The organism is Streptomyces sp. NPDC006529 (assembly GCF_040611795.1).
Classification (GTDB): Bacteria; Actinomycetota; Actinomycetes; order Streptomycetales; family Streptomycetaceae; genus Streptomyces.
On record NZ_JBEXPB010000004.1, the window covers coordinates 188,083 to 207,203 of the forward strand.

General features: G+C 72.4%; 16 protein-coding genes and 1 pseudogene. 16 read left to right on the forward strand and 1 reads right to left on the reverse strand.

Annotated features, from left to right (window positions below):
- Positions 1-41 precede the first annotated feature (41 nt).
- Entirely contained in the window at positions 42-581 is a 540-nt protein-coding gene (locus ABZY31_RS05725; RefSeq protein ID WP_356405169.1) for an ATP-binding protein, read from the forward strand.
- Between the two features lie 40 nt (positions 582-621).
- Here ABZY31_RS05725 and idi read toward each other — a convergent pair whose 3' ends face one another.
- Positions 622-1,221 carry an isopentenyl-diphosphate Delta-isomerase gene (gene idi / locus ABZY31_RS05730; RefSeq protein ID WP_356405171.1) on the reverse strand — a complete coding sequence of 200 codons (600 nt, stop codon included), beginning with the start codon at positions 1,219-1,221 and terminating at the stop codon, positions 622-624.
- Between the two features lie 394 nt (positions 1,222-1,615).
- Between idi and ABZY31_RS05735 the strand changes: the two genes are divergently transcribed.
- The 15 genes and pseudogenes from ABZY31_RS05735 to ABZY31_RS05805 all read left to right on the forward strand — a co-directional run bounded on the left by ABZY31_RS05735 (position 1,616) and on the right by ABZY31_RS05805 (position 19,121).
- A complete protein-coding gene (locus ABZY31_RS05735) occupies positions 1,616-3,403 on the forward strand; it encodes a DUF5941 domain-containing protein (RefSeq protein ID WP_356405302.1) in 1,788 nt (595 codons plus the stop codon).
- A complete protein-coding gene (locus tag ABZY31_RS05740) occupies positions 3,400-4,152 on the forward strand; it encodes a phosphocholine cytidylyltransferase family protein (RefSeq protein WP_356405173.1) in 753 nt (250 codons plus the stop codon). Before ABZY31_RS05735 ends, ABZY31_RS05740 begins: the two co-directional genes overlap by 4 nt.
- Positions 4,140-5,201, forward strand: coding sequence for an iron-containing alcohol dehydrogenase family protein (locus ABZY31_RS05745; RefSeq protein WP_356405175.1), 1,062 nt, complete (start codon positions 4,140-4,142; stop codon positions 5,199-5,201). Before ABZY31_RS05740 ends, ABZY31_RS05745 begins: the two co-directional genes overlap by 13 nt.
- Complete coding sequence (locus ABZY31_RS05750) at positions 5,179-5,958, forward strand: CDP-alcohol phosphatidyltransferase family protein (RefSeq protein WP_356405177.1); 780 nt, start codon at positions 5,179-5,181, stop codon at positions 5,956-5,958. The genes ABZY31_RS05745 and ABZY31_RS05750 overlap by 23 nt, the downstream gene beginning before the upstream one ends.
- Positions 5,955-6,839: a glycosyltransferase gene (locus ABZY31_RS05755; RefSeq protein ID WP_356405179.1), complete on the forward strand. Its 885-nt coding sequence runs from the start codon at positions 5,955-5,957 to the stop codon at positions 6,837-6,839. The genes ABZY31_RS05750 and ABZY31_RS05755 overlap by 4 nt, the downstream gene beginning before the upstream one ends.
- 157 nt (positions 6,840-6,996) lie before the next feature.
- Entirely contained in the window at positions 6,997-7,926 is a 930-nt protein-coding gene (locus tag ABZY31_RS05760; RefSeq protein WP_356405181.1) for an ABC transporter permease, read from the forward strand.
- Positions 7,919-8,707 (forward strand): ABC transporter ATP-binding protein, encoded by a 789-nt coding sequence (locus ABZY31_RS05765; protein WP_356405183.1) that lies wholly within the window; start codon positions 7,919-7,921, stop codon positions 8,705-8,707. Before ABZY31_RS05760 ends, ABZY31_RS05765 begins: the two co-directional genes overlap by 8 nt.
- Positions 8,708-9,179: 472 nt before the next feature.
- Positions 9,180-10,109 carry a squalene synthase HpnC gene (gene hpnC / locus ABZY31_RS05770; protein ID WP_356405185.1) on the forward strand — a complete coding sequence of 310 codons (930 nt, stop codon included), beginning with the start codon at positions 9,180-9,182 and terminating at the stop codon, positions 10,107-10,109.
- 8 nt (positions 10,110-10,117) lie between these two features.
- Entirely contained in the window at positions 10,118-11,083 is a 966-nt protein-coding gene (gene hpnD, locus ABZY31_RS05775; protein WP_356405304.1) for a presqualene diphosphate synthase HpnD, read from the forward strand.
- Between the two features lie 61 nt (positions 11,084-11,144).
- A complete protein-coding gene (gene hpnE / locus ABZY31_RS05780) occupies positions 11,145-12,518 on the forward strand; it encodes a hydroxysqualene dehydroxylase HpnE (protein WP_356405187.1) in 1,374 nt (457 codons plus the stop codon).
- Positions 12,515-13,657, forward strand: coding sequence for a polyprenyl synthetase family protein (locus ABZY31_RS05785; RefSeq protein WP_356405189.1), 1,143 nt, complete (start codon positions 12,515-12,517; stop codon positions 13,655-13,657). The genes hpnE and ABZY31_RS05785 overlap by 4 nt, the downstream gene beginning before the upstream one ends.
- Before the next feature lie 121 nt (positions 13,658-13,778).
- Positions 13,779-15,854, forward strand: a pseudogene (gene shc, locus ABZY31_RS05790) (squalene--hopene cyclase); the annotation flags it as partial.
- Between the two features lie 125 nt (positions 15,855-15,979).
- A complete protein-coding gene (locus ABZY31_RS05795; protein WP_356405191.1) occupies positions 15,980-16,657 on the forward strand; it encodes a 1-hydroxy-2-methyl-2-butenyl 4-diphosphate reductase in 678 nt (225 codons plus the stop codon).
- A gap of 5 nt (positions 16,658-16,662) precedes the next feature.
- Entirely contained in the window at positions 16,663-17,694 is a 1,032-nt protein-coding gene (gene hpnH / locus ABZY31_RS05800; protein ID WP_356405193.1) for an adenosyl-hopene transferase HpnH, read from the forward strand.
- The gene (locus ABZY31_RS05805) at positions 17,691-19,121 is read left to right on the forward strand and encodes an aspartate aminotransferase family protein (protein ID WP_356405195.1); all 1,431 of its coding nucleotides are present in this window, start codon (positions 17,691-17,693) and stop codon (positions 19,119-19,121) included. The genes hpnH and ABZY31_RS05805 overlap by 4 nt, the downstream gene beginning before the upstream one ends.

Here is a 19,121-nt window from a genome sequence, read left to right on the forward strand (position 1 = left end):
AGTGGTCCGGTCCGCGCCGACCCCGTCCCCACTCTTGACGCGTGGAGACGATCGAGCGTGAAGACGGGGGCCGGAAGATGGACGTCAGCGGGAATGTCCCGCCAGCCGGGGGGAGCGCGCCGGTCGACCCGGCCGGTCCCCTCGCCTACGAGGGCGTGTGGCGGTTCACCGCGCCCTCCACAGAAGAATCCGTTCCGCAGGCGCGCCGGGCGGTGCGTGACCTGCTCGGCCGCCAGGGCGTACCGGCCGACCGGGACCTGGTCTACTCGCTGCTGCTGATCGTCTCCGAGCTCGTCACCAACTCGGTACGGCACGCGGCCCTGCTCTCGCCGGAGGTGGCCGTCGAGGTCGCCATCGGCCGCGAGTGGGTGCGGGTGGCCGTCGAGGACGACCATCCCTACCGGCCCAAGGCGCTGGAGGCGGATTTCGGCCAGACGGGCGGCCGGGGCCTGCTGCTGGTGCGCGAGATCACCCGGGAGGCGGGCGGGGTCTGCGACGTCGAGCACACCTCGACCGGCGGCAAGGTCATCTGGGCGGCCCTGCCGCTCACCGCCCCGGGCCCGCTCACCGCGGCGGGCTGACCGGCACCGGCGGCGCCCCGGGGGCGCCGCACGGCGAGGCCTACCAGCCCGCGGCTTCGCCGGTCAGCTCGCGGATCGCCGGACGCGCCGCGTCGAGCACGGTCATGAACCAGGCCGAGAACGGCGCCTCGGCATGGCGCTTCACCAGCTCGTCGGCCGTCACGAAGGCGGTGTCGCCGACCTCGTCCGGATCCGGGTCGAGCCGCGCCTGCGCGAGTCCCACGAACAGGTGGTTGTACTCCTGCTCGACCAGCCCCGACGCGGGATCCGGATGGTTGTAGCGCACGGTCCCCGCCTGCGCCAGCAGCGAGGGCGACAGCCCCAGCTCCTCGTGGGTGCGCCGGGCGGCCGCGGCGAACGGGGACTCCCCGGGATAGGGGTGTCCGCAGCACGTGTTCGACCAGACGCCGGGGGAGTGGTACTTCCCGAGGGCCCGCTGCTGGAGCAGCAGCCGCCCCTGTCCGTCGAAGAGGAACACGGAAAAGGCCCGGTGCAGCAGGCCGGGCGCCTGATGTGCGGAGAGCTTCTCAGCCGTACCGATGGTCTGACCGGACTCGTCGACAAGTTCGAGCATGATCGGTTCTTGAGTGCCGGTGCCGGTGGACGCGCTGTTCGCGGCGGTGGCTGGTGTGGTCGGCATACCCATCCTTCGCTTCGGACTTCGGCGTTCAGTCTGCCGCACAAATGCGGCTTGTCCCCACTTCGGTGATCTGCGGCGGGCTGCCCCCCGAGGCGTGGTATGCGGCGGCGGACACCTGCCCGTGCCCAGGGGTACAGGGGCCGGATCGTCCGGCACCGGAGCCCCCGCGGTGCCCCGCGCCGCTCGCCCGCGCACCCTCGCACCCGGGCGGTTTGGCGTGCGTGGCACGATCGTCAATGATGATCCGAACGGGTCCGCACGCCGGACAATCGTCGGATCGTCGGTCGCGAACGGGTGGTGAATGCCCGGTTCCCTTCATCCGATAGCCTCTGCCGACGTGCCGCCGCCCCTCGTGGCGGCCGTCCCGTGTGTACGTCGCAAGGAGTGAGTTCGTCTGCCGACCGCCATCCTCACCGGCCAGCCGGTTCCCGGCTCAGCGCTCGCGGACGACCTGAGGTCGCTCGGCTTCGACGTCGAGCCCGCGACCGATCCGGTCCGCACTGCCGCCGTGCTGGCCGCCGTACCCGCCGACCAGCGGGTCGCGATCGTCGACAGTGAATTCGTCGGGCACCTGCACGCCCTGCGGCTGGCCCTGACCGACCCGCGCTTCGACGCCTGCGCGGTACCGGGCGCGCTCGCCGTCCGGAGCGCCGCCCGCGCCGCGCTCACCCGCGCCGTCGCGGCCGACGGCGCGGCGTCGGCCCCCGCTCCCAACCCGGACCGGCTCGCCGCGGCCGTCGAGGCCGCCGGCACCCCCGTGCACCGGCCCGAGCTGGGCAACCTGGTCGCGTCCGTGCCCGCCGCGGGCCCCGAGCGCGCGGCCGCCGAGGCCGCCGTGGCCGCCGTCGACGACGAGGCCGTCCGGCTGCGCACCGCCGTGAAGTCCCGCGACGGGTTCTTCACCACCTTCTTCATCAGCCCGTACTCGCGCTACATCGCCCGCTGGTGCGCGCGCCGCGGGCTCACCCCGAACCAGGTCACCACCGCCTCGCTGATCACCGCGCTGATCGCGGCGGGCTGCGCCGCGACCGGCGACCGCTGGGGCTACGTGGCCGCGGGCGTGCTGCTCCTCGTCTCCTTCGTCCTGGACTGCACCGACGGGCAGCTCGCCCGCTACTCGCTCCAGTACTCGACGATGGGCGCCTGGCTCGACGCCACCTTCGACCGCGCGAAGGAGTACGCCTTCTACGCGGGCCTGGCCCTCGGCGCCGCCCGCCACGGCGACGACGTGTGGGCCCTCGCTCTCGGCTCGATGATCCTCATGACCTGCCGGCACGTCGTGGACTTCGCCTTCAACGAGGCCAACCACGACGCGACCGCCAATACGAGCCCCACCGCGGCGCTGTCCGGCCGGCTCGACAGCGTCGGCTGGACGGTCTGGGTCCGCCGCATGATCATCCTGCCGATCGGCGAGCGCTGGGCGATGATCGCGGTCCTGACCGCCCTCACCACCCCGCGCACCGTCTTCTACGCGCTGCTCGTCGGCTGCGCCTTCGGCGCGCTCTACACCACCGCGGGCCGCGTCCTGCGCTCCCTGACCCGCAGGGCGACCCGCACCGACCGGGCCGCCCAAGCCCTCGCCGACCTGGCCGACCCGGGCCCGGTGGCGGAACTCGTGGGCCGGGTGGCGGGGCGGATGGCGCCGGGAGCCGGTGTCGTCTTCGCCGCGGCCGGTTCGGCCGCCCTGGTGTGGACGGCGTGGGCGTCCGCCTTCGGCGCCCGCCAGGTGGTCGTCGCCGCCGTGTTCTACGCCGTCCTCGCCGGCGCGGCCGTCGCCCGCCCCCTCAAGGGCGCCCTCGACTGGCTCGTCCCGCCGCTCTTCCGGTTCGCCGAGTACACGACCGTGCTGATCCTCGCCGCCAAGGCGGACGTCCCCGGGGCCCTTCCGGCGGCATTCGGACTGGTCGCGGCGGTCGCCTACCATCACTACGACACGGTGTACCGCATCCGCGGCGGCACCGGCGCGCCCCCGCGCTGGCTGGTGCGGACGACGGGCGGCCACGAGGGCCGGGTCCTGTTGATCACGGTCCTGGCCGCCGTCCTGGCGGAGCGCGCCTCGGACTTCCCCGTCGCGCTCACGGCCCTGGCCGTGTTCGTGGCACTCGTGGTGCTCGCGGAGAGCATCCGGTTCTGGGTCTCCTCGGGAGCACCCGCCGTACATGACGAAGGAGAACCAGCATGATCGGCCTTGTCCTCGCGGCCGGTGCCGGACGCCGCCTGCGTCCCTACACCGACACCCTTCCCAAGGCCCTCGTGCCCGTCGGCCCCGAAGGCGACGAGGAGAGCATCACGGTCCTCGACCTGACCCTCGGCAACTTCGCCGAGGTCGGCCTGACCGAGGTCGCCGTCGTCGTCGGCTACCGCAAGGAAGCCGTCTACGCGCGCCGCGAGGCGCTGGAAGCCAAGTACGGCGTCAAGATCACGCTGATCGACAACGACAAGGCCGAGGAGTGGAACAACGCCTACTCCCTGTGGTGCGCCCGCGAGGTCCTGAAGCAGGGCGTCATCCTCGCCAACGGCGACACCGTGCACCCGGTCTCCGTCGAGCGCACCCTGCTGGACGCCCGCGGCCGCGGCCAGAAGATCATTCTCGCCCTCGACACGGTCAAGCACCTGGCCGACGAGGAGATGAAGGTCATCACCGACGGTGAGAAGGGCGTGCGGCGCATCACCAAGCTGATGGACCCCGCCACCGCCACCGGCGAGTACATCGGCGTCACCCTCATCGAGCCGGAGGCCGCCGAGGCGCTGGCCGAGGCGCTGAAGACCACCTTCGAGCGCGACCCCGACCTCTACTACGAGGACGGCTACCAGCAGCTCGTCGACGACGGTTTCACGATCGACGTGGCCCCCATCGGCGACGTCAAGTGGGTCGAGATCGACAACCACGACGACCTCGCCAAGGGCCGGACGATCGCATGCCTGTACTGACGCGGCTCATCCCCTCGCCGGTCGTCGTCGACATCAGCCACGGCGCCATGGACGACCTGGCCGGCCTCCTGGCCGACCAGCGGATCTCCGCGTCCGGCAAGCTGGCGATCGCGATCAGCGGCGGGTCCGGTCAGGTGCTGCGCGCCAAGCTGGAGCCCGTGCTCCCGTACGCCGACTGGTACCCCGTCGTCGACGGCACCCTCGACTCCGCGGTCAAGCTGGCCGACGACATAAAGGGCCGCCGCTACGACGCGGTGGTCGGCCTGGGCGGCGGCAAGATCATCGACGTGGCGAAGTACGCCGCGGCGCGGGTCGGGCTGCCCATGGTGTCCGTCGCCACGAACCTCTCGCACGACGGCATCTGCTCGCCGGTGTCCATCCTGGACAACGACAACGGGCGGGGCTCCTACGGCGTGCCGATGCCGATCGCGATGGTCATCGACCTCGACGTGATCAAGGAAGCCCCGGTGCGCTTCGTCCGCGCCGGCATCGGCGACGTGATCTCCAACATCTCGGCGATCGCCGACTGGGAGCTCTCGCACCGCCTCACCGGCGAGCCGGTCGACGGCCTGGCCGCCGCGATGGCCCGGACCGCCGGAGAAGCCGTCCTGCGCCACCCGGGCGACTGCGGCGACGACGAGTTCCTCACCGTCTTCTCCGAGTCCCTCGTACTGTCCGGCATCGCCATGGCGATCAGCGGCGACAGCCGTCCTTCCTCGGGCGCCTGCCACGAGATCAGCCACGCCTTCGACCTGCTGTACCCCGGCCGCTCCGCGCTCCACGGCGAGCAGGTCGGCATCGGCGCGGCCTTCGCGATGCACCTGCGCGGGGCCCGCGAGCAGTCCGGGCTCTTCGCCGAGGTACTGCGGCGCCACGGCCTGCCCGTGCTGCCCGAGGAGATCGGGTTCAGCGTGGACGAGTTCGTCGAGGCCGTCGAGTACGCACCCCAGACCCGCCCGGGACGCTTCACCATCCTGGAGCACCTCAACCTGTCCGCCGCCGAGATCAGGGACGCTTACTCCGACTATGCAGAGACCATCCGTAGCTGAACTCCGGCCCGTCGTTCACCCGGCGGGCGTCAAGGACCGGGTCAGCGGGGAGCACTGGGGCGGGCGCCTCTACATGCGCGAGATCTCCCTGCGCATCACCCGTCTCCTGGTCACCACCAAGGTCACGCCGAACCAGCTGACCTACGTGATGACCCTCTCCGGTGTCCTCGCCCTCCCGGCGCTGCTGGTGCCGGGCGTCTGGGGCGCCGTACTCGGCGTGGTCATGGTCCAGGGCTACCTGCTGCTCGACTGCGTCGACGGCGAGGTCGCCCGCTGGAAGAAGCAGTTCTCCCTCTCCGGGGTCTACCTGGACCGGGTCGGCGCCTACCTGTGCGACGCGGCGGTCCTCGTGGGCTTCGGCCTGCGCGCCGCGGACCTGTGGGGCGGCAGCCGCGTCGACTGGCTGTGGGCCTTCCTGGGCACCCTCGCGGCGCTCGGCGCGATCCTGATCAAGGCCGAGACCGACCTGGTCGGCGTCGCCCGCCACCAGGCCGGCAAGCCCGTGGTCAAGGACGCGGCGGCCGAGCCGCGCTCGTCCGGCATGGCCCTGGCCCGCCGGGCCGCGGCCGCGCTGAAGTTCCACCGCCTGGTCCTCGGCATCGAGGCCTCGCTGCTCATCCTGGTGCTCGCCGTCGTGGACCAGGTCCGCGGCGACCTGTACTTCTCCCGGCTCGGCGTGGCCGTGCTGGCCGGCATCGCGATCCTCCAGACCGTGCTGCACCTCGTGTCGATCCTGGCCTCCAGCAGGCTCAAGTGAGCGCCCCGATGCGGCTCGGCGCCGTGATCATCACCATGGGCAACCGGCCCGACGAACTGAAGGCGCTCATCGACTCGGTGGCCCGGCAGGAGGGCGACCCGATCGAGGTCGTCGTCGTGGGCCAGGGCGTGCGGGTCACCGGCCTGCCCGACGGGGTCCGCACCGTCGACCTCCCGGAGAACGTCGGCATCCCGGCCGGCCGCAACGTCGGCATCGAGGCCTTCGGGCCCGGCGGCCGCGACGTGGACGCCCTGCTCTTCCTCGACGACGACGGGCTGCTGGAGCGCACCGACACCGCGCAGCTGTGCCGCCGGGCCTTCGCCGAGGACCCCGAGCTGGGGATCGTCAGCTTCCGGATCACCGACCCCGAGAGCGGCGAGACCCAGCGCCGGCACGTGCCCCGGCTGCGCGCCTCGGACCCGATGCGGTCGTCCCGCGTGACCACCTTCCTCGGCGGCGCCAACGCCGTCCGCACGAAGGTGTTCGAGCAGGTCGGACCGCTGCCCGGGGAGTTCTTCTACGCGCACGAGGAGACCGACCTGGCCTGGCGCGCGCTCGACGCGGGCTGGCTGATCGACTACCGCGCGGACATGGTGCTGCTGCACCCGAAGACCGCCCCGTCCCGGCACGCGGTCTACCACCGCATGGTGGCCCGCAACCGGGTGTGGCTGGCCCGGCGCAACCTGCCCGCCCCGCTCGTTCCGGTGTACGTCGGCGTCTGGCTGCTGCTGACGCTGGCGCGCCGCCCCTCGGCGAGCGCGCTGAAGGCGTGGTTCGGCGGCTTCAAGGAGGGCTGGGTCGCCCCGTGCGGACCCCGCCGCCCGATGAAGTGGCGGACCGTGTGGCGCCTGACCCGGCTCGGCCGTCCCCCCGTCATCTGACGGCGGCCCGCCACCCCCGTCCGACCGCGGCGACCGCCCGCCGTCCACCCGTCATCCGCCGACCACGCCGGATCTGGGAGCATGGGTACCTGCCCCCGGCACCCGGCGGCCAGCCCGACGCCCCCCTGCCGCATCTTGAAGACGAAAGTTTCAACTTGTGAGTGACACAACCCACGACGGCGCCCTCGCCACGAGCAGGCCGCCGTCAGCCGACGAAGGCCTGACGGCCGCGGAGCTTGCCAAGAAGTACGGCCTGTCCGTGAGCGGGGCCCGACCCGGGCTCGGCGAGTACGTCCGGCAGCTCTGGGGACGTCGCCACTTCATCATGGCCTTCTCCCAGGCCAAGCTGATGGCCCAGTACAGCCAGGCCAAGCTCGGCCAGATCTGGCAGGTGGCGACCCCGCTGCTGAACGCCGCGGTCTACCTGCTGATCTTCGGCGTGATCCTCGGCGCCTCCAAGGGCATGACCCTGAAGGAGTACATCCCCTTCCTGGTCATCGGGATCTTCGTCTTCACCTTCACGCAGAGCTCCGTGATGGCCGGTGTCCGGGCGATCTCCGGCAACCTCGGCCTGGTGCGCGCCCTGCACTTCCCCCGCGCCTCGCTGCCGATCTCGTTCTCGCTCCAGCAGCTCCAGCAGCTGCTGTACTCGATGATCGTGGTCGTCGTGATCACCATCGGGTTCGGGAACTACCCCCGGCTGTCGTGGCTGCTGGTGGTGCCCGCGCTGGTGCTCCAGTTCGTCTTCAACACCGGGCTGGCCCTGGTCTTCGCGCGGATGGGCTCCAAGACGCCCGACCTCGCGCAGCTCATGCCGTTCCTGCTGCGCACCTGGATGTACACCTCCGGTGTGATGTTCTCCATCGAGACGTTCCTCAAGAGCAAGCCCGCCTGGATCTCGGACGTCCTGCAGTGGAACCCGGCGGCCATCTACATGGACCTGATCCGGTTCGCCATGATCGACAACTACACCGCGGCCAAGCTGCCGCCGCACGTGTGGGGCTTCGCCATCGGCTGGGCCGTCGTCGTCGGCGGTCTGGGCTTCGTCTACTTCTGGAAGTCCGAGGAGCGTTACGGCCGTGGCTGACACCACCGTGGGGCAGGTCCCCACCGTCATCGCGGACGACGTGCACATCGTCTACCGCGTCAACACCGGCGGCGGGGGCCGGGGCAGCGCGACCGCGGCCCTCAACAAGATAATCCGCCGCCGCAGGAACAAGGGCGACACGCCCGGGGTCCGCAAGGTGCACGCCGTGCGCGGCGTCTCCTTCACCGCCTACCGCGGCGAGGCCATCGGCCTCATCGGATCCAACGGCTCCGGCAAGTCCACCCTGCTGCGGGCCATCGCCGGGCTGCTGCCCTGCGAGTCCGGCAAGGTCTACACCGACGGGCAGCCCTCCCTGCTCGGCGTGAACGCCGCGCTGATGAACGATCTGACCGGCGAGCGCAACGTGATGCTCGGCGGCCTCGCGATGGGCATGTCCCGCGAGGAGATCAAGGAGCGCTACGCGGGGATCGTGGACTTCTCGGGCATCAACGAAAAGGGCGACTTCATCTCCCTTCCGATGCGCACCTACTCCTCCGGCATGGCGGCCCGGCTGCGTTTCTCCATCGCCGCGGCCAAGGACCACGACGTCCTGATGATCGACGAGGCGCTCGCCACCGGTGACCGGAAGTTCCAGATCCGCTCCGAGGAGCGCATCCGGGAACTCCGCAAGGAGGCCGGTACGGTCTTCCTGGTGAGCCACAGCAACAAGTCGATCCGCGACACCTGCGACCGCGTCCTGTGGCTGGAGCGCGGCGAACTCCTCATGGACGGACCGACCGAAGAGGTCGTTTCCGCCTACGAGAAGGAAACCGGGCGCTAGAGCGGCCGGTACGGGCCGGACCGCTTTCCGCGGCCCCGGCCCGACGGGCGACACGCCGCAGGCCTCCGCCGTACGCAACGGCGGGGGCCTGCGGCGTGTCGCGGCGCCATCGCGGCGCGCTCGGGATGTCCTCGTCCTGTCCTCCGCGGAACCGGCGGGCACGGCAGCGGGCGGTGGCATATTCGCGCCGACAGATCTCACATGAGATCTCCCGTGACATCTCGTAATGGAGCGAATACCCGATAGGTCCCCGCGCCGTTGTACAACGTAAGCTGGGCCGGTCCTGAATCGCGCTCCGCGGGCCGGATTACCCGCAGGTGAACGGCCCGGCGCACCCCGGGTAAAGTCCGGCGGCGTGTCCGAAATAGGATGCATTGGGTCGGCAGTGTAGAACGGGAGATGTGACGGCAATGGCTACGGGAATTCTCCGGCCCCCAGGCGTTTCCGCCGTCCCCGCCCCGGGCGGCGGGCGGTGACCCCGGGGCAGCACCTCCGTCTCCCGGCCGACGCCGACCCCGCGCGCGCCACCCTCCGCAAGGCCGCCGCGGAGAACTTCCCCGTGGCCCCCGCCTTCCTGCCCCGTGCCTGGCGCGACGGCCTGACCGCGGTCTACGGATACGCCCGCCTGGTGGACGACATCGGCGACGGCGACCTCGCCCCCGGCGGCCGCGACGCCGAACTGCTGGGCCTCGACGCCGGGCAGGCCGACGACCGCCCCGCCCTGCTGGACGCGCTCGAAGCCGACCTGGGCCGGGTCTTCGCCGCCACCGGCGACGGCCCGCGCCACCCGCTGCTCCGGGCCCTGCGTCCCGTGGTACGCGCCCACGCGCTCACCCCCGAGCCCTTCCTCGGCCTGATCGAGGCCAACCGGCAGGACCAGCGCGTGTCCCGCTACGAGACGTACGACGACCTGCTCGGCTACTGCGAACTCTCCGCGAACCCGGTCGGCCGCCTCGTCCTCTCCCTCACCGGAACCAGCACCCCCGAACGGGTGCGCCACTCCGACGCGATCTGCACCGCCCTGCAGATCGCCGAACACCTCCAGGACGTCACCGAGGACCTCGGCCGCGACCGGATCTACCTCCCCGCCCAGGACATGCGCCGCTTCCACGTCCGCGAGGCCGATCTGCGCGCCCCGGTCGCGGGCGCCTCCGTCCGCTCCCTGATCGCCTTCGAATCCGAACGCGCCCGGCACCTCCTGAATGAAGGCACCCCCCTGGTGGGTAGCGTGCACGGCAGACTCCGGCTGCTGCTCGCGGGCTTCGTGGGAGGCGGGCGCGCCGCCCTCGACGCCGTGGCCGCGGCCGGATTCGACGTGGCACCCGGCCCGCCCAAGCCCACCAAGCGCGGCCTGCTCCGCGAGGTGGCCGCCGTCCTGCGCACAGCGCCGAGAAAGAGGTGAGCCCGAACGTGGAGGGCCCCGCACACGCGTCCGCACCATCCGCACCATCCGCCCCGTCGGCACCGGTAGTCGCCGCCTACAGCTACTGCGAGGCCGTCACCGGCGCCCAGGCGCGCAACTTCGCGTACGGCATCCGGCTGCTGCCCGCCGACAAGCGGCAGGCGATGTCCGCGCTGTACGCCTTCTCGCGGCGCGTCGACGACATCGGCGACGGGACGCTGCCGGCCGACGCCAAGTTCGCCCGGCTGGAAGAGACCCGGGCCCTGCTCGGCCGCGTCGTCGAGGGAGCCGTCGACGAGGACGACACCGACCCGGTCGCCGTCGCCCTCGCCGACGCCGCCCGCCGCTTCCCCATCCCCCTCGGCGGCCTCGACGAACTCATCGACGGCGTCCTGATGGACGTCCGCGGCGAGCGCTACGAGACCTGGGACGACCTGAGGGTCTACTGCCGGTGCGTCGCCGGCGCCATCGGCCGGCTCTCCCTCGGCGTGTTCGGCACCACCCCCGGCGCGCCCGACGCCGCGCGCGCGGGCGAGTACGCCGACACCCTCGGCCTCGCCCTGCAACTGACCAACATCCTCCGCGACGTCCGCGAGGACGCGGGCAACGGGCGCACCTACCTGCCCGCCGAGGACCTCGCCAAGTTCGGCTGCGCGGACGGCTTCCACGACGACCGGGCCCCCGCCGGATCCGACTTCGCCGGACTGATCCACCACGAAGTGCGCCGCGCCCGCGCCCTGTTCGTCGAGGGCTACCGGCTGCTGCCCATGCTCGACCGGCGCAGCGGCGCCTGCGTCGCCGCGATGGCCGGCATCTACCGGCGCCTGCTCGACCGGATCGAGCGCGAGCCCGAAGCGGTGCTGCGCGGGCGCGTCTCGCTGCCGCCCCACGAGAAGGCGTACGTCGCCGTGCGCGGCCTCTCGGGCCTCGACGCGCGGCACATCTCGCGCCAGAGCACCCGGAGGCGGCCCTGATGGGACCCGGCGCAACCCCGGACGTCGCTCCGACGTCTGTCGGGACGACCAAGGAGGACCAATGACCGCGGACCGTGCGGTGGTCGTCGGCGGCGGGCTCGCGGGAGTGAGCGCCGCGCTGCGGCTCGCCGACACCGGCATGCGCGTGACCCTGCTGGAAGGCCGCCCCCGGCTCGGCGGGCTCGCCTTCTCCTTCAAGCGCGGCGAACTGGACGTCGACAACGGCCAGCACGTCTACCTGCGCTGCTGCACCGGCTACCGGTGGTTCCTGGACCGGATCGACGGCGCCGCCCTCGCCCCGCTGCAGGACCGGCTCGACGTACCCGTCCTCGACGTCGCCCACCCCGGCGGACCGCGACTGGGCCGGCTGCGCCGCAGCGCCCTGCCCGTCCCCCTGCACCTCGCCGCGTCCCTGGCCCGCTACCCGCACCTCTCGCCGGCCGAACGGGCGGGCGTCGGGCGCGCCGCCCTCGCGCTGCGCCGCCTCGACCCCGCCGACCCGGCGCTCGACGGGCTGGACTTCGCGACCTGGCTCGGCCGCTACGGCCAGTCCCCCCGGACCATCGAAGCCCTGTGGGACCTCGTCGGCATCGCCACCCTGAACGCCACCGCCGAGCAGTCCTCCCTGGGACTCGCCGCCATGGTCTTCAAGACCGGCCTGCTCTCGGAGAACGGCGCGGCCGACATCGGCTGGGCCCGCGTCCCCCTAGGCGAACTCCACGACACCCTCGCGCGCAAGGCCCTCGACGCGGCGGGCGTCCGTACCGAACTGCGCACCCGGGTCACCGGCATCACCCGCACCCCCGAGGGCGGCTGGAGCGTCGGGACCGAGGAGCACGCCATCGACGCGGACACCGTCGTCCTCGCCGTGCCGCAGCGCGAGGCCCACGGCCTGCTGCCCGCCGGCGCCCTCGACGACCCGGACAAGCTCCTCGACATCGGCACCGCGCCCATCCTCAACGTCCACGTCGTCTACGACCGCAAGGTGCTCAAGCAGCCGTTCTTCGCGGCCCTCGGCTCCCCGGTCCAGTGGGTCTTCGACCGGACCGACAGCTCGGGCCTGGCCGACGGCGGCCAGTACCTCGCCCTGTCCCAGTCCGTCGCCCACGACGACATCGACGAACCCGTCTCGGTGCTGCGCGCGAAGTACCTGCCCGAACTGGAGCGGCTGCTGCCCGCCGCCCGCGGCGCCAAGGTCCGCGACTTCTTCGTCACCCGGGAACGGACGGCGACCTTCGCCCCCGCGCCCGGCGTCGGCCGGCTGCGACCGCCGGCCCGGACCGGCGCGCCCGGGCTCTACCTGGCCGGCGCGTGGACCGCCACCGGCTGGCCCGCCACCATGGAGAGCGCCGTCCGCAGCGGACTGAACGCGGCCCACGCCGCGCTCGCCGCCCTCGGCCGCCCCCGCGAACACCCGCTGCAGGAGGCGGTATGACGATCACCAGCACGACCGGTACCGCACGTACAGGAACCAGAGGAGAGCCAGTGAACCCGGGGAACCCGGCTGACGGGAGGGCCGAGCAGGCCCAGGGCGCGGCGGAGAAGACGGACACCGTCGCGCTCCTGGAGCGCGGCCGCACCCTGTCGACCCCCGTCCTGCGCGCGGCGGTCGAGCGGCTCGCGCCGCCCATGGACACCGTCGCCGCCTACCACTTCGGCTGGATCGACGCCCAGGGCAACCCGGCGGACGGCGACGGCGGCAAGGCCGTGCGCCCCGCGCTCGCCCTGCTCTCCGCCGAGGCGGCGGGAGCCGCGGCCGAGGTCGGCGTCCCCGGCGCGGTCGCCGTCGAGCTGGTGCACAACTTCTCGCTGCTGCACGACGACCTGATGGACGGTGACGAGCAGCGCCGCCACCGCGACACGGTGTGGAAGGTGCACGGTCCCGCGCTGGCGATTCTGGTCGGCGACGCGCTGTTCGCGCTGGCCAACGAGGTCCTGCTGGAGCTGGGCACGGTCGAGGCCGGGCGCGCCGCGCTGCGGCTGACCACCGCCAGCCGCAAGCTGATCGACGGTCAGGCCCAGGACATCTCCTACGAGCACCGCGAGCGCGTCAGCGTCGAGGAGTGCCTGGAGATGGAGGGCAACAAGACCGGCGCGCTGCTCGCCTGCGCGGTCTCCATCGGCGCGGTGCTCGGCGGCGCCGACGACCGCACGGCCGACAAGCTGGAGGAGTACGGCTACCACCTCGGCCTCGCCTTCCAGGCCGTCGACGACCTGCTCGGCATCTGGGGCGACCCCGAGGCCACCGGCAAGCAGACCTGGAGCGACCTGCGCCAGCGCAAGAAGTCGCTGCCCGTGGTCGCCGCGCTCGCGGCGGGCGGACCGGCCTCCGAGGAACTGGCCGAACTCCTCGCCGCCGACGCCAAGAGCAACGACTTCGAGAACTTCTCCGAGGAGGAGTTCGCGGCCCGCGCAGCCCTCATCGACGCGGCGGGCGGCCGCCAGTGGACCGCCGACGAGGCGCGCCGCCAGCACGTGATCGCCGTCAAGGCGCTCGACGACGTGGACATGCCCCAGCGGGTGCGCGACCAGCTCGTCGCCCTCGCCGACTTCGTCGTCGTGCGCAAGAGGTGATCGCCACCCGTACGCGGATATGACGCGCAAGTCGCCGGCCGGTGCCGCTTCCCCGTGAAGCGCGCACCGGCCGACGGCGGACCCCAGCACAGCAGAGGACACTGCCACGTAAGGGGAAGCCATGACAGCGACGACCGACGGCGGTGCCGGGGACTGCGGCACCGACTCGGGCAGCGACACCGCCACACCGGTCCGCCCGGTGCGGACCGGACCACCCGGGCCACCGGGACCACTCGGACCACCCGCACCGTCCGGACCACCCGCACCGTCCGGGCCGCCACCCGGAGCGCCGGCCCGCGGCCGCTCGGCGCCGGAGGTCACCGACCGGCGCGTCCGGGAGGCCACCGACCGGGCCACCCGCCACCTGCTGGACCGCCAGGACCCCGAGGGCTGGTGGAAGGGCGACCTGGAGACCAACGTCACCATGGACGCCGAGGACCTCCTGCTGCGGCAGTTCCTCGGTGTGCAGGACGAGGCCGTCACCCGCGCCGCCGGCCTGTTCATCCGCGGTGAGCAGGGCCCGGACGGCACGTGGGCCACCTTCCACGGCGGCCCGCCCGACCTCTCCGCGACCGTCGAGGCGTACGTCGCCCTGCGCCTGGCCGGCGACCGCCCGGACGAGCCGCACATGGCCCGTGCCTCGGCCTGGATCCGGGACCAGGGCGGCATCGCCGCCGCCCGGGTGTTCACCCGGATCTGGCTGGCCCTCTTCGGCTGGTGGAGCTGGGACCACCTGCCCGAACTCCCGCCCGAGCTGGTGTTCCTGCCCAAGTGGGTGCCGCTCAACATCTACGACTTCGGCTGCTGGGCCCGCCAGACCATCGTCCCGCTGACGATCGTCTCCGCCCAGCGGCCGGTCCGCCCCGCGCCCTTCGCCCTCGACGAACTCCACACGGACGCGCGCACCCCGTACCGCGCCCGGCCCCTGGCCCGCCTCGCCAGCTGGGACGGCGCCTTCCAGCGCATGGACCGGGCCCTGCACCTCTACCGCAGGCTCGCTCCGCGCCGGCTGCGCAAGGCGGCCATGGACGCGGCCGCCCGGTGGATCATCGAACGCCAGGAGAACGACGGCTGCTGGGGCGGCATCCAGCCGCCCGCCGTGTACTCCGTCATCGCGCTGCACCTGCTCGGCTACGACCTGGGCCATCCGGTGATGCGGGCGGGCCTGGAGTCCCTCGACCGGTTCGCGGTGTGGCGCGAGGACGGCGCGCGGATGATCGAGGCCTGCCAGTCCCCGGTCTGGGACACCTGCCTCGCCGCGATCGCCCTCGCCGACGCGGGCCTGGCGCCCGACCACCCCGCGCTCGTCAAGGCAGCCGACTGGATGCTCGGCGAAGAGATCGTGCGCAGCGGTGACTGGGCCGTCAAGCGCCCCGGACTGGCCCCCGGCGGCTGGGCGTTCGAGTTCCACAACGACAACTACCCCGACATCGACGACACCGCCGAAGTGGTCCTCGCCCTGCGCCGGATCCGCCACCCCGACCCGGCGCGGCTCGAAGCGGCCGTGGCCCGCGGAGTGGCCTGGAACCTCGGCATGCAGTCCCGCAACGGTGCGTGGGGGGCCTTCGACGCCGACAACACGAGCACGCTGCCCAACCGGCTGCCGTTCTGCGACTTCGGCGAGGTCATCGACCCGCCGTCGGCCGACGTCACCGCCCACGTGGTGGAGATGCTCGCCGTCGAGGGCCGGGCCGCCGACCCCCGCACCCGGCGCGGCATCGCCTGGCTGCTGGCCGAACAGGAGTCGTACGGCGCCTGGTTCGGCCGCTGGGGCACCAACTACGTCTACGGAACCGGCTCGGTGGTCCCCGCGCTCACCGCCGCCGGGATGCCCGTCACCCATCCCGCGATCCGGCGCGCGGTGACCTGGCTGGAGAAGGTGCAGAACGAGGACGGCGGTTGGGGCGAGGACCAGCGCTCCTACCAGGACCCCGCCTGGGCCGGGCGGGGCACGTCCACCGCCTCGCAGACCGCGTGGGCGCTGATGGCCCTGCTGTCGGCCGGTGAGCGCGAAAGCCGGGCCGTGCGGCGCGGGATCACCTACCTGGTGAACACCCAGCAGGCCGACGGTTCCTGGGACGAGCCCTACTTCACGGGCACCGGCTTCCCCTGGGACTTCTCCATCAACTACCACCTCTACCGGCAGGTGTTCCCGCTCACCGCGCTGGGCCGCTACCTGTACGGCGAGCCCTTCGCGGCCGGCGCCACCGCGGCCGCGCGGACGGCCGGGCCCCCGGCCCTGCACACCGTCGAGGCGCCGGCCCCCGCCCCCGCTCCGGCCCCCGCTCCCGCTCCTGCTCCCGCCCTGGACGGGGATCCCCGGTGACCGCGCGGTCCCCGGCCGGGCCCGGGGAGCCGGGACCGGACGCGCCGCTCCTCATCGCCTGCGCCCTGCGCATCGAGGAGGCGGCCCTGCGCAGCCGCCGCGACCGCGGCGCTCCCGAGGGGTACGCGGTCCTGCGCACCGGCATGGGCCCGCGCGCCGCCGAGCGGGCCGTCGCCCGCTCGCTGGCCGCGCCCCGGATGCGCGGGGCGGCCGTACTCGCCACCGGCTTCTGCGCCGGGCTCGTCCCCGGCATGCACCCCGGCGACCTCGTGGTAGCCGAGGAGACCCGGGACCCGCGCGGCGCCGTCGGCTGCGCGGCCACCGGACGCCTGGCCGACGCACTGGCCCGGGCGGCACCCGGCCGGACCATCCACACCGGCCCCCTGATCGGCTCCGACCACGTCGTCCGCGGCCAGGAACGCGCGCAGCTGCGCGCCACCGGCGCCATCGCGGTCGACATGGAATCGGCCGCCACCCTCTGGACCGCCGCCCACACGGGCGACCGCACCGGGCCGCGCCCGGTTGCGGCCGTCCGGGTGATCGTGGACGCTCCGGAGCATGAGCTCGTCCGTATCGGCACCGTGCGCGGTGGAATATCGGCTTTCCGCGTATTGCGTGCGGTACTGCCCGCATTTTATGAATGGCACCGTTCTTCGCTGCTCCCCAGGAGGTGAGCCAGATGGCCATGCCGCTGCGACAGTCCATCAGGGTCGGGACGTATCTCTTCGAACAGAAGCTCCGCAGGCGTGAGAAGTTCCCGCTGATCGTCGAGCTGGAACCGCTCTACGCCTGCAACCTGGCCTGCGAGGGGTGCGGGAAGATCCAGCACCCGGCCGGGGTGCTCAAGCAGCGCATGCCGGTGGCCCAGGCGGTCGGCGCCGTACTGGAGTCCGGCGCGCCCATGGTGTCCATCGCGGGCGGCGAGCCCTTGATGCACCCGCAGATCCACGAGATCGTGCGGCAGTTGGTGGCGAAGCGGAAGTACGTCTTCCTGTGCACCAACGCGGTGCTGCTCCGCAAGAAGATGGCGAAGTTCACCCCCTCGCCCTATTTCGCCTTCGCCGTCCACATCGACGGTCTGCGCGAACGCCACGACGAATCCGTCGCCAAGGAAGGCGTCTTCGACGAGGCGGTCGAGGCCATCAAGGAGGCGAAGAAGCGCGGGTTCCGGGTGACCACGAACTCCACCTTCTTCAACACCGACACCCCGCAGACCATCATCGAGGTGCTCAACTACCTCAACGACGACCTCCAGGTCGACGAGATGATGATCTCGCCCGCCTACGCTTACGAAAAGGCGCCCGACCAGGAGCACTTCCTGGGCGTGGAACAGACCCGGGAACTCTTCCGCAAGGCATTCTCGGGCGGAAACCGGCGCCGCTGGCGGCTGAACCACTCCCCGCTCTTCCTGGACTTCCTGGAAGGCAAGGCCGATTTCCCCTGCACGGCGTGGGCCATTCCCAACTACTCGCTCTTCGGCTGGCAGCGCCCCTGCTATCTGATGAGCGACGGGTACGTGCCCACGTACCGGGAACTGATCGAGGAGACCGACTGGAGCAAGTACGGCCGCGGAAAGGACCCGCGCTGCGCGAATTGCATGGCGCACTGCGGCTACGAACCCACCGCCGTCCTCGCCACCATGGGCTCGCTCAAGGAAACCCTGCGGGCGGCCCGGGAGACGGTGGGGGGCAACTGGGAGAAGCGGGTATGACAGCCGTCGCGCAGGGCCCGGGCGCCGACGGCGGCCCGGGCCCGGGCAAGGAGTTCGACCTCGGCTCCCTGCTGGCCGAGCGGGGCGCCGAGCGCTACGAGCTGCACGCCCGCCACCTCAACCACCAGCTGCCCCGCATGCTGCACACCATCGGCTTCGACAAGGTCTACGAGCGGGCCGAGGGCGCCCACTTCTGGGACGCGGAGGGCAACGACTACCTCGACATGCTCGCGGGCTTCGGGGTGATGGGGCTCGGCCGCCACCACCCCGTCGTCCGGCGGGCCCTGCACGACGTGCTCGACGCGCAGCTCGCCGACCTCACCCGCTTCGACTGCCAGCCGCTGCCCGGGCTGCTGGCGGAGAAGCTGCTGTCCCACAGTCCCCACCTGGACCGGGTCTTCTTCGGCAACAGCGGCACCGAGGCCGTGGAGACCGCGCTGAAGTTCGCCCGCTTCGCCACGGGCCGCCCCAGGGTCCTCTACTGCGACCACGCCTTCCACGGACTCACCACCGGCTCCCTGTCGGTGAACGGGGAGGCGGGCTTCCGGGACGGGTTCGCGCCCCTGCTGCCCGACACCCGGATCGCCCTCGGGGACCTGGGGGCCTTGGAGCGCGAGCTGAAGCGCGGCGACGTGGCCGCCTTCGTCGTGGAGCCGATCCAGGGCAAGGGGGTGCTGGCGGCCCCGCCCGGCTTCCTGCGCGCCGCGCAGGAGCTGCTGCACCGGCACAAGGCCCTGCTGATCGCGGACGAGGTGCAGACCGGCCTCGGCCGGACCGGGGAGTTCTACGCCTACCAGCACGAGGCCGGGGTGGAACCGGACCTGGTGTGCGTCGCCAAGGCCCTGTCGGGCGGCTACGTACCCGTCGGCGCGACCCTGGGCAAGGACTGGATCTTCAAGAAGGTGTACTCGTCCATGGACCGGGTCCTCGTGCACTCGGCCAGCTTCGGCTCCAATGCCCAGGCCATGGCCGCCGGGCTCGCGGTGCTGTCCGTCATGGAGAACGAGTCGGTCGTGGCCAACGCCCGTGCCATGGGCGATCTGCTGCGCGGCCGGCTCGCGGCGATGGTGGACGAGTACGAACTGCTGCACGAGGTGCGCGGCCGGGGGCTGATGATCGGCATCGAGTTCGGCCGCCCGTCCTCGCTCGGCCTGCGCAGCCGGTGGACCATGCTCCAGGCCGCGCGCAAGGGGCTCTTCGCGCAGATGGTCGTCGTACCGCTGCTCCAGAAGCACCGGATCCTCACCCAGGTTTCCGGTGACCACCTGGAAGTGATCAAGCTCATTCCGCCGCTGATCGTGGACGAGGCGGACGTGGACCGCTTCGTGGGCGCCTTCCGGGACGTCATGGACGACGCCCACGGCGGGGGCGGGCTGATGTGGGACTTCGGCAGGACCCTGGTCAAGCAGGCCGTCGCGAACCGCTGA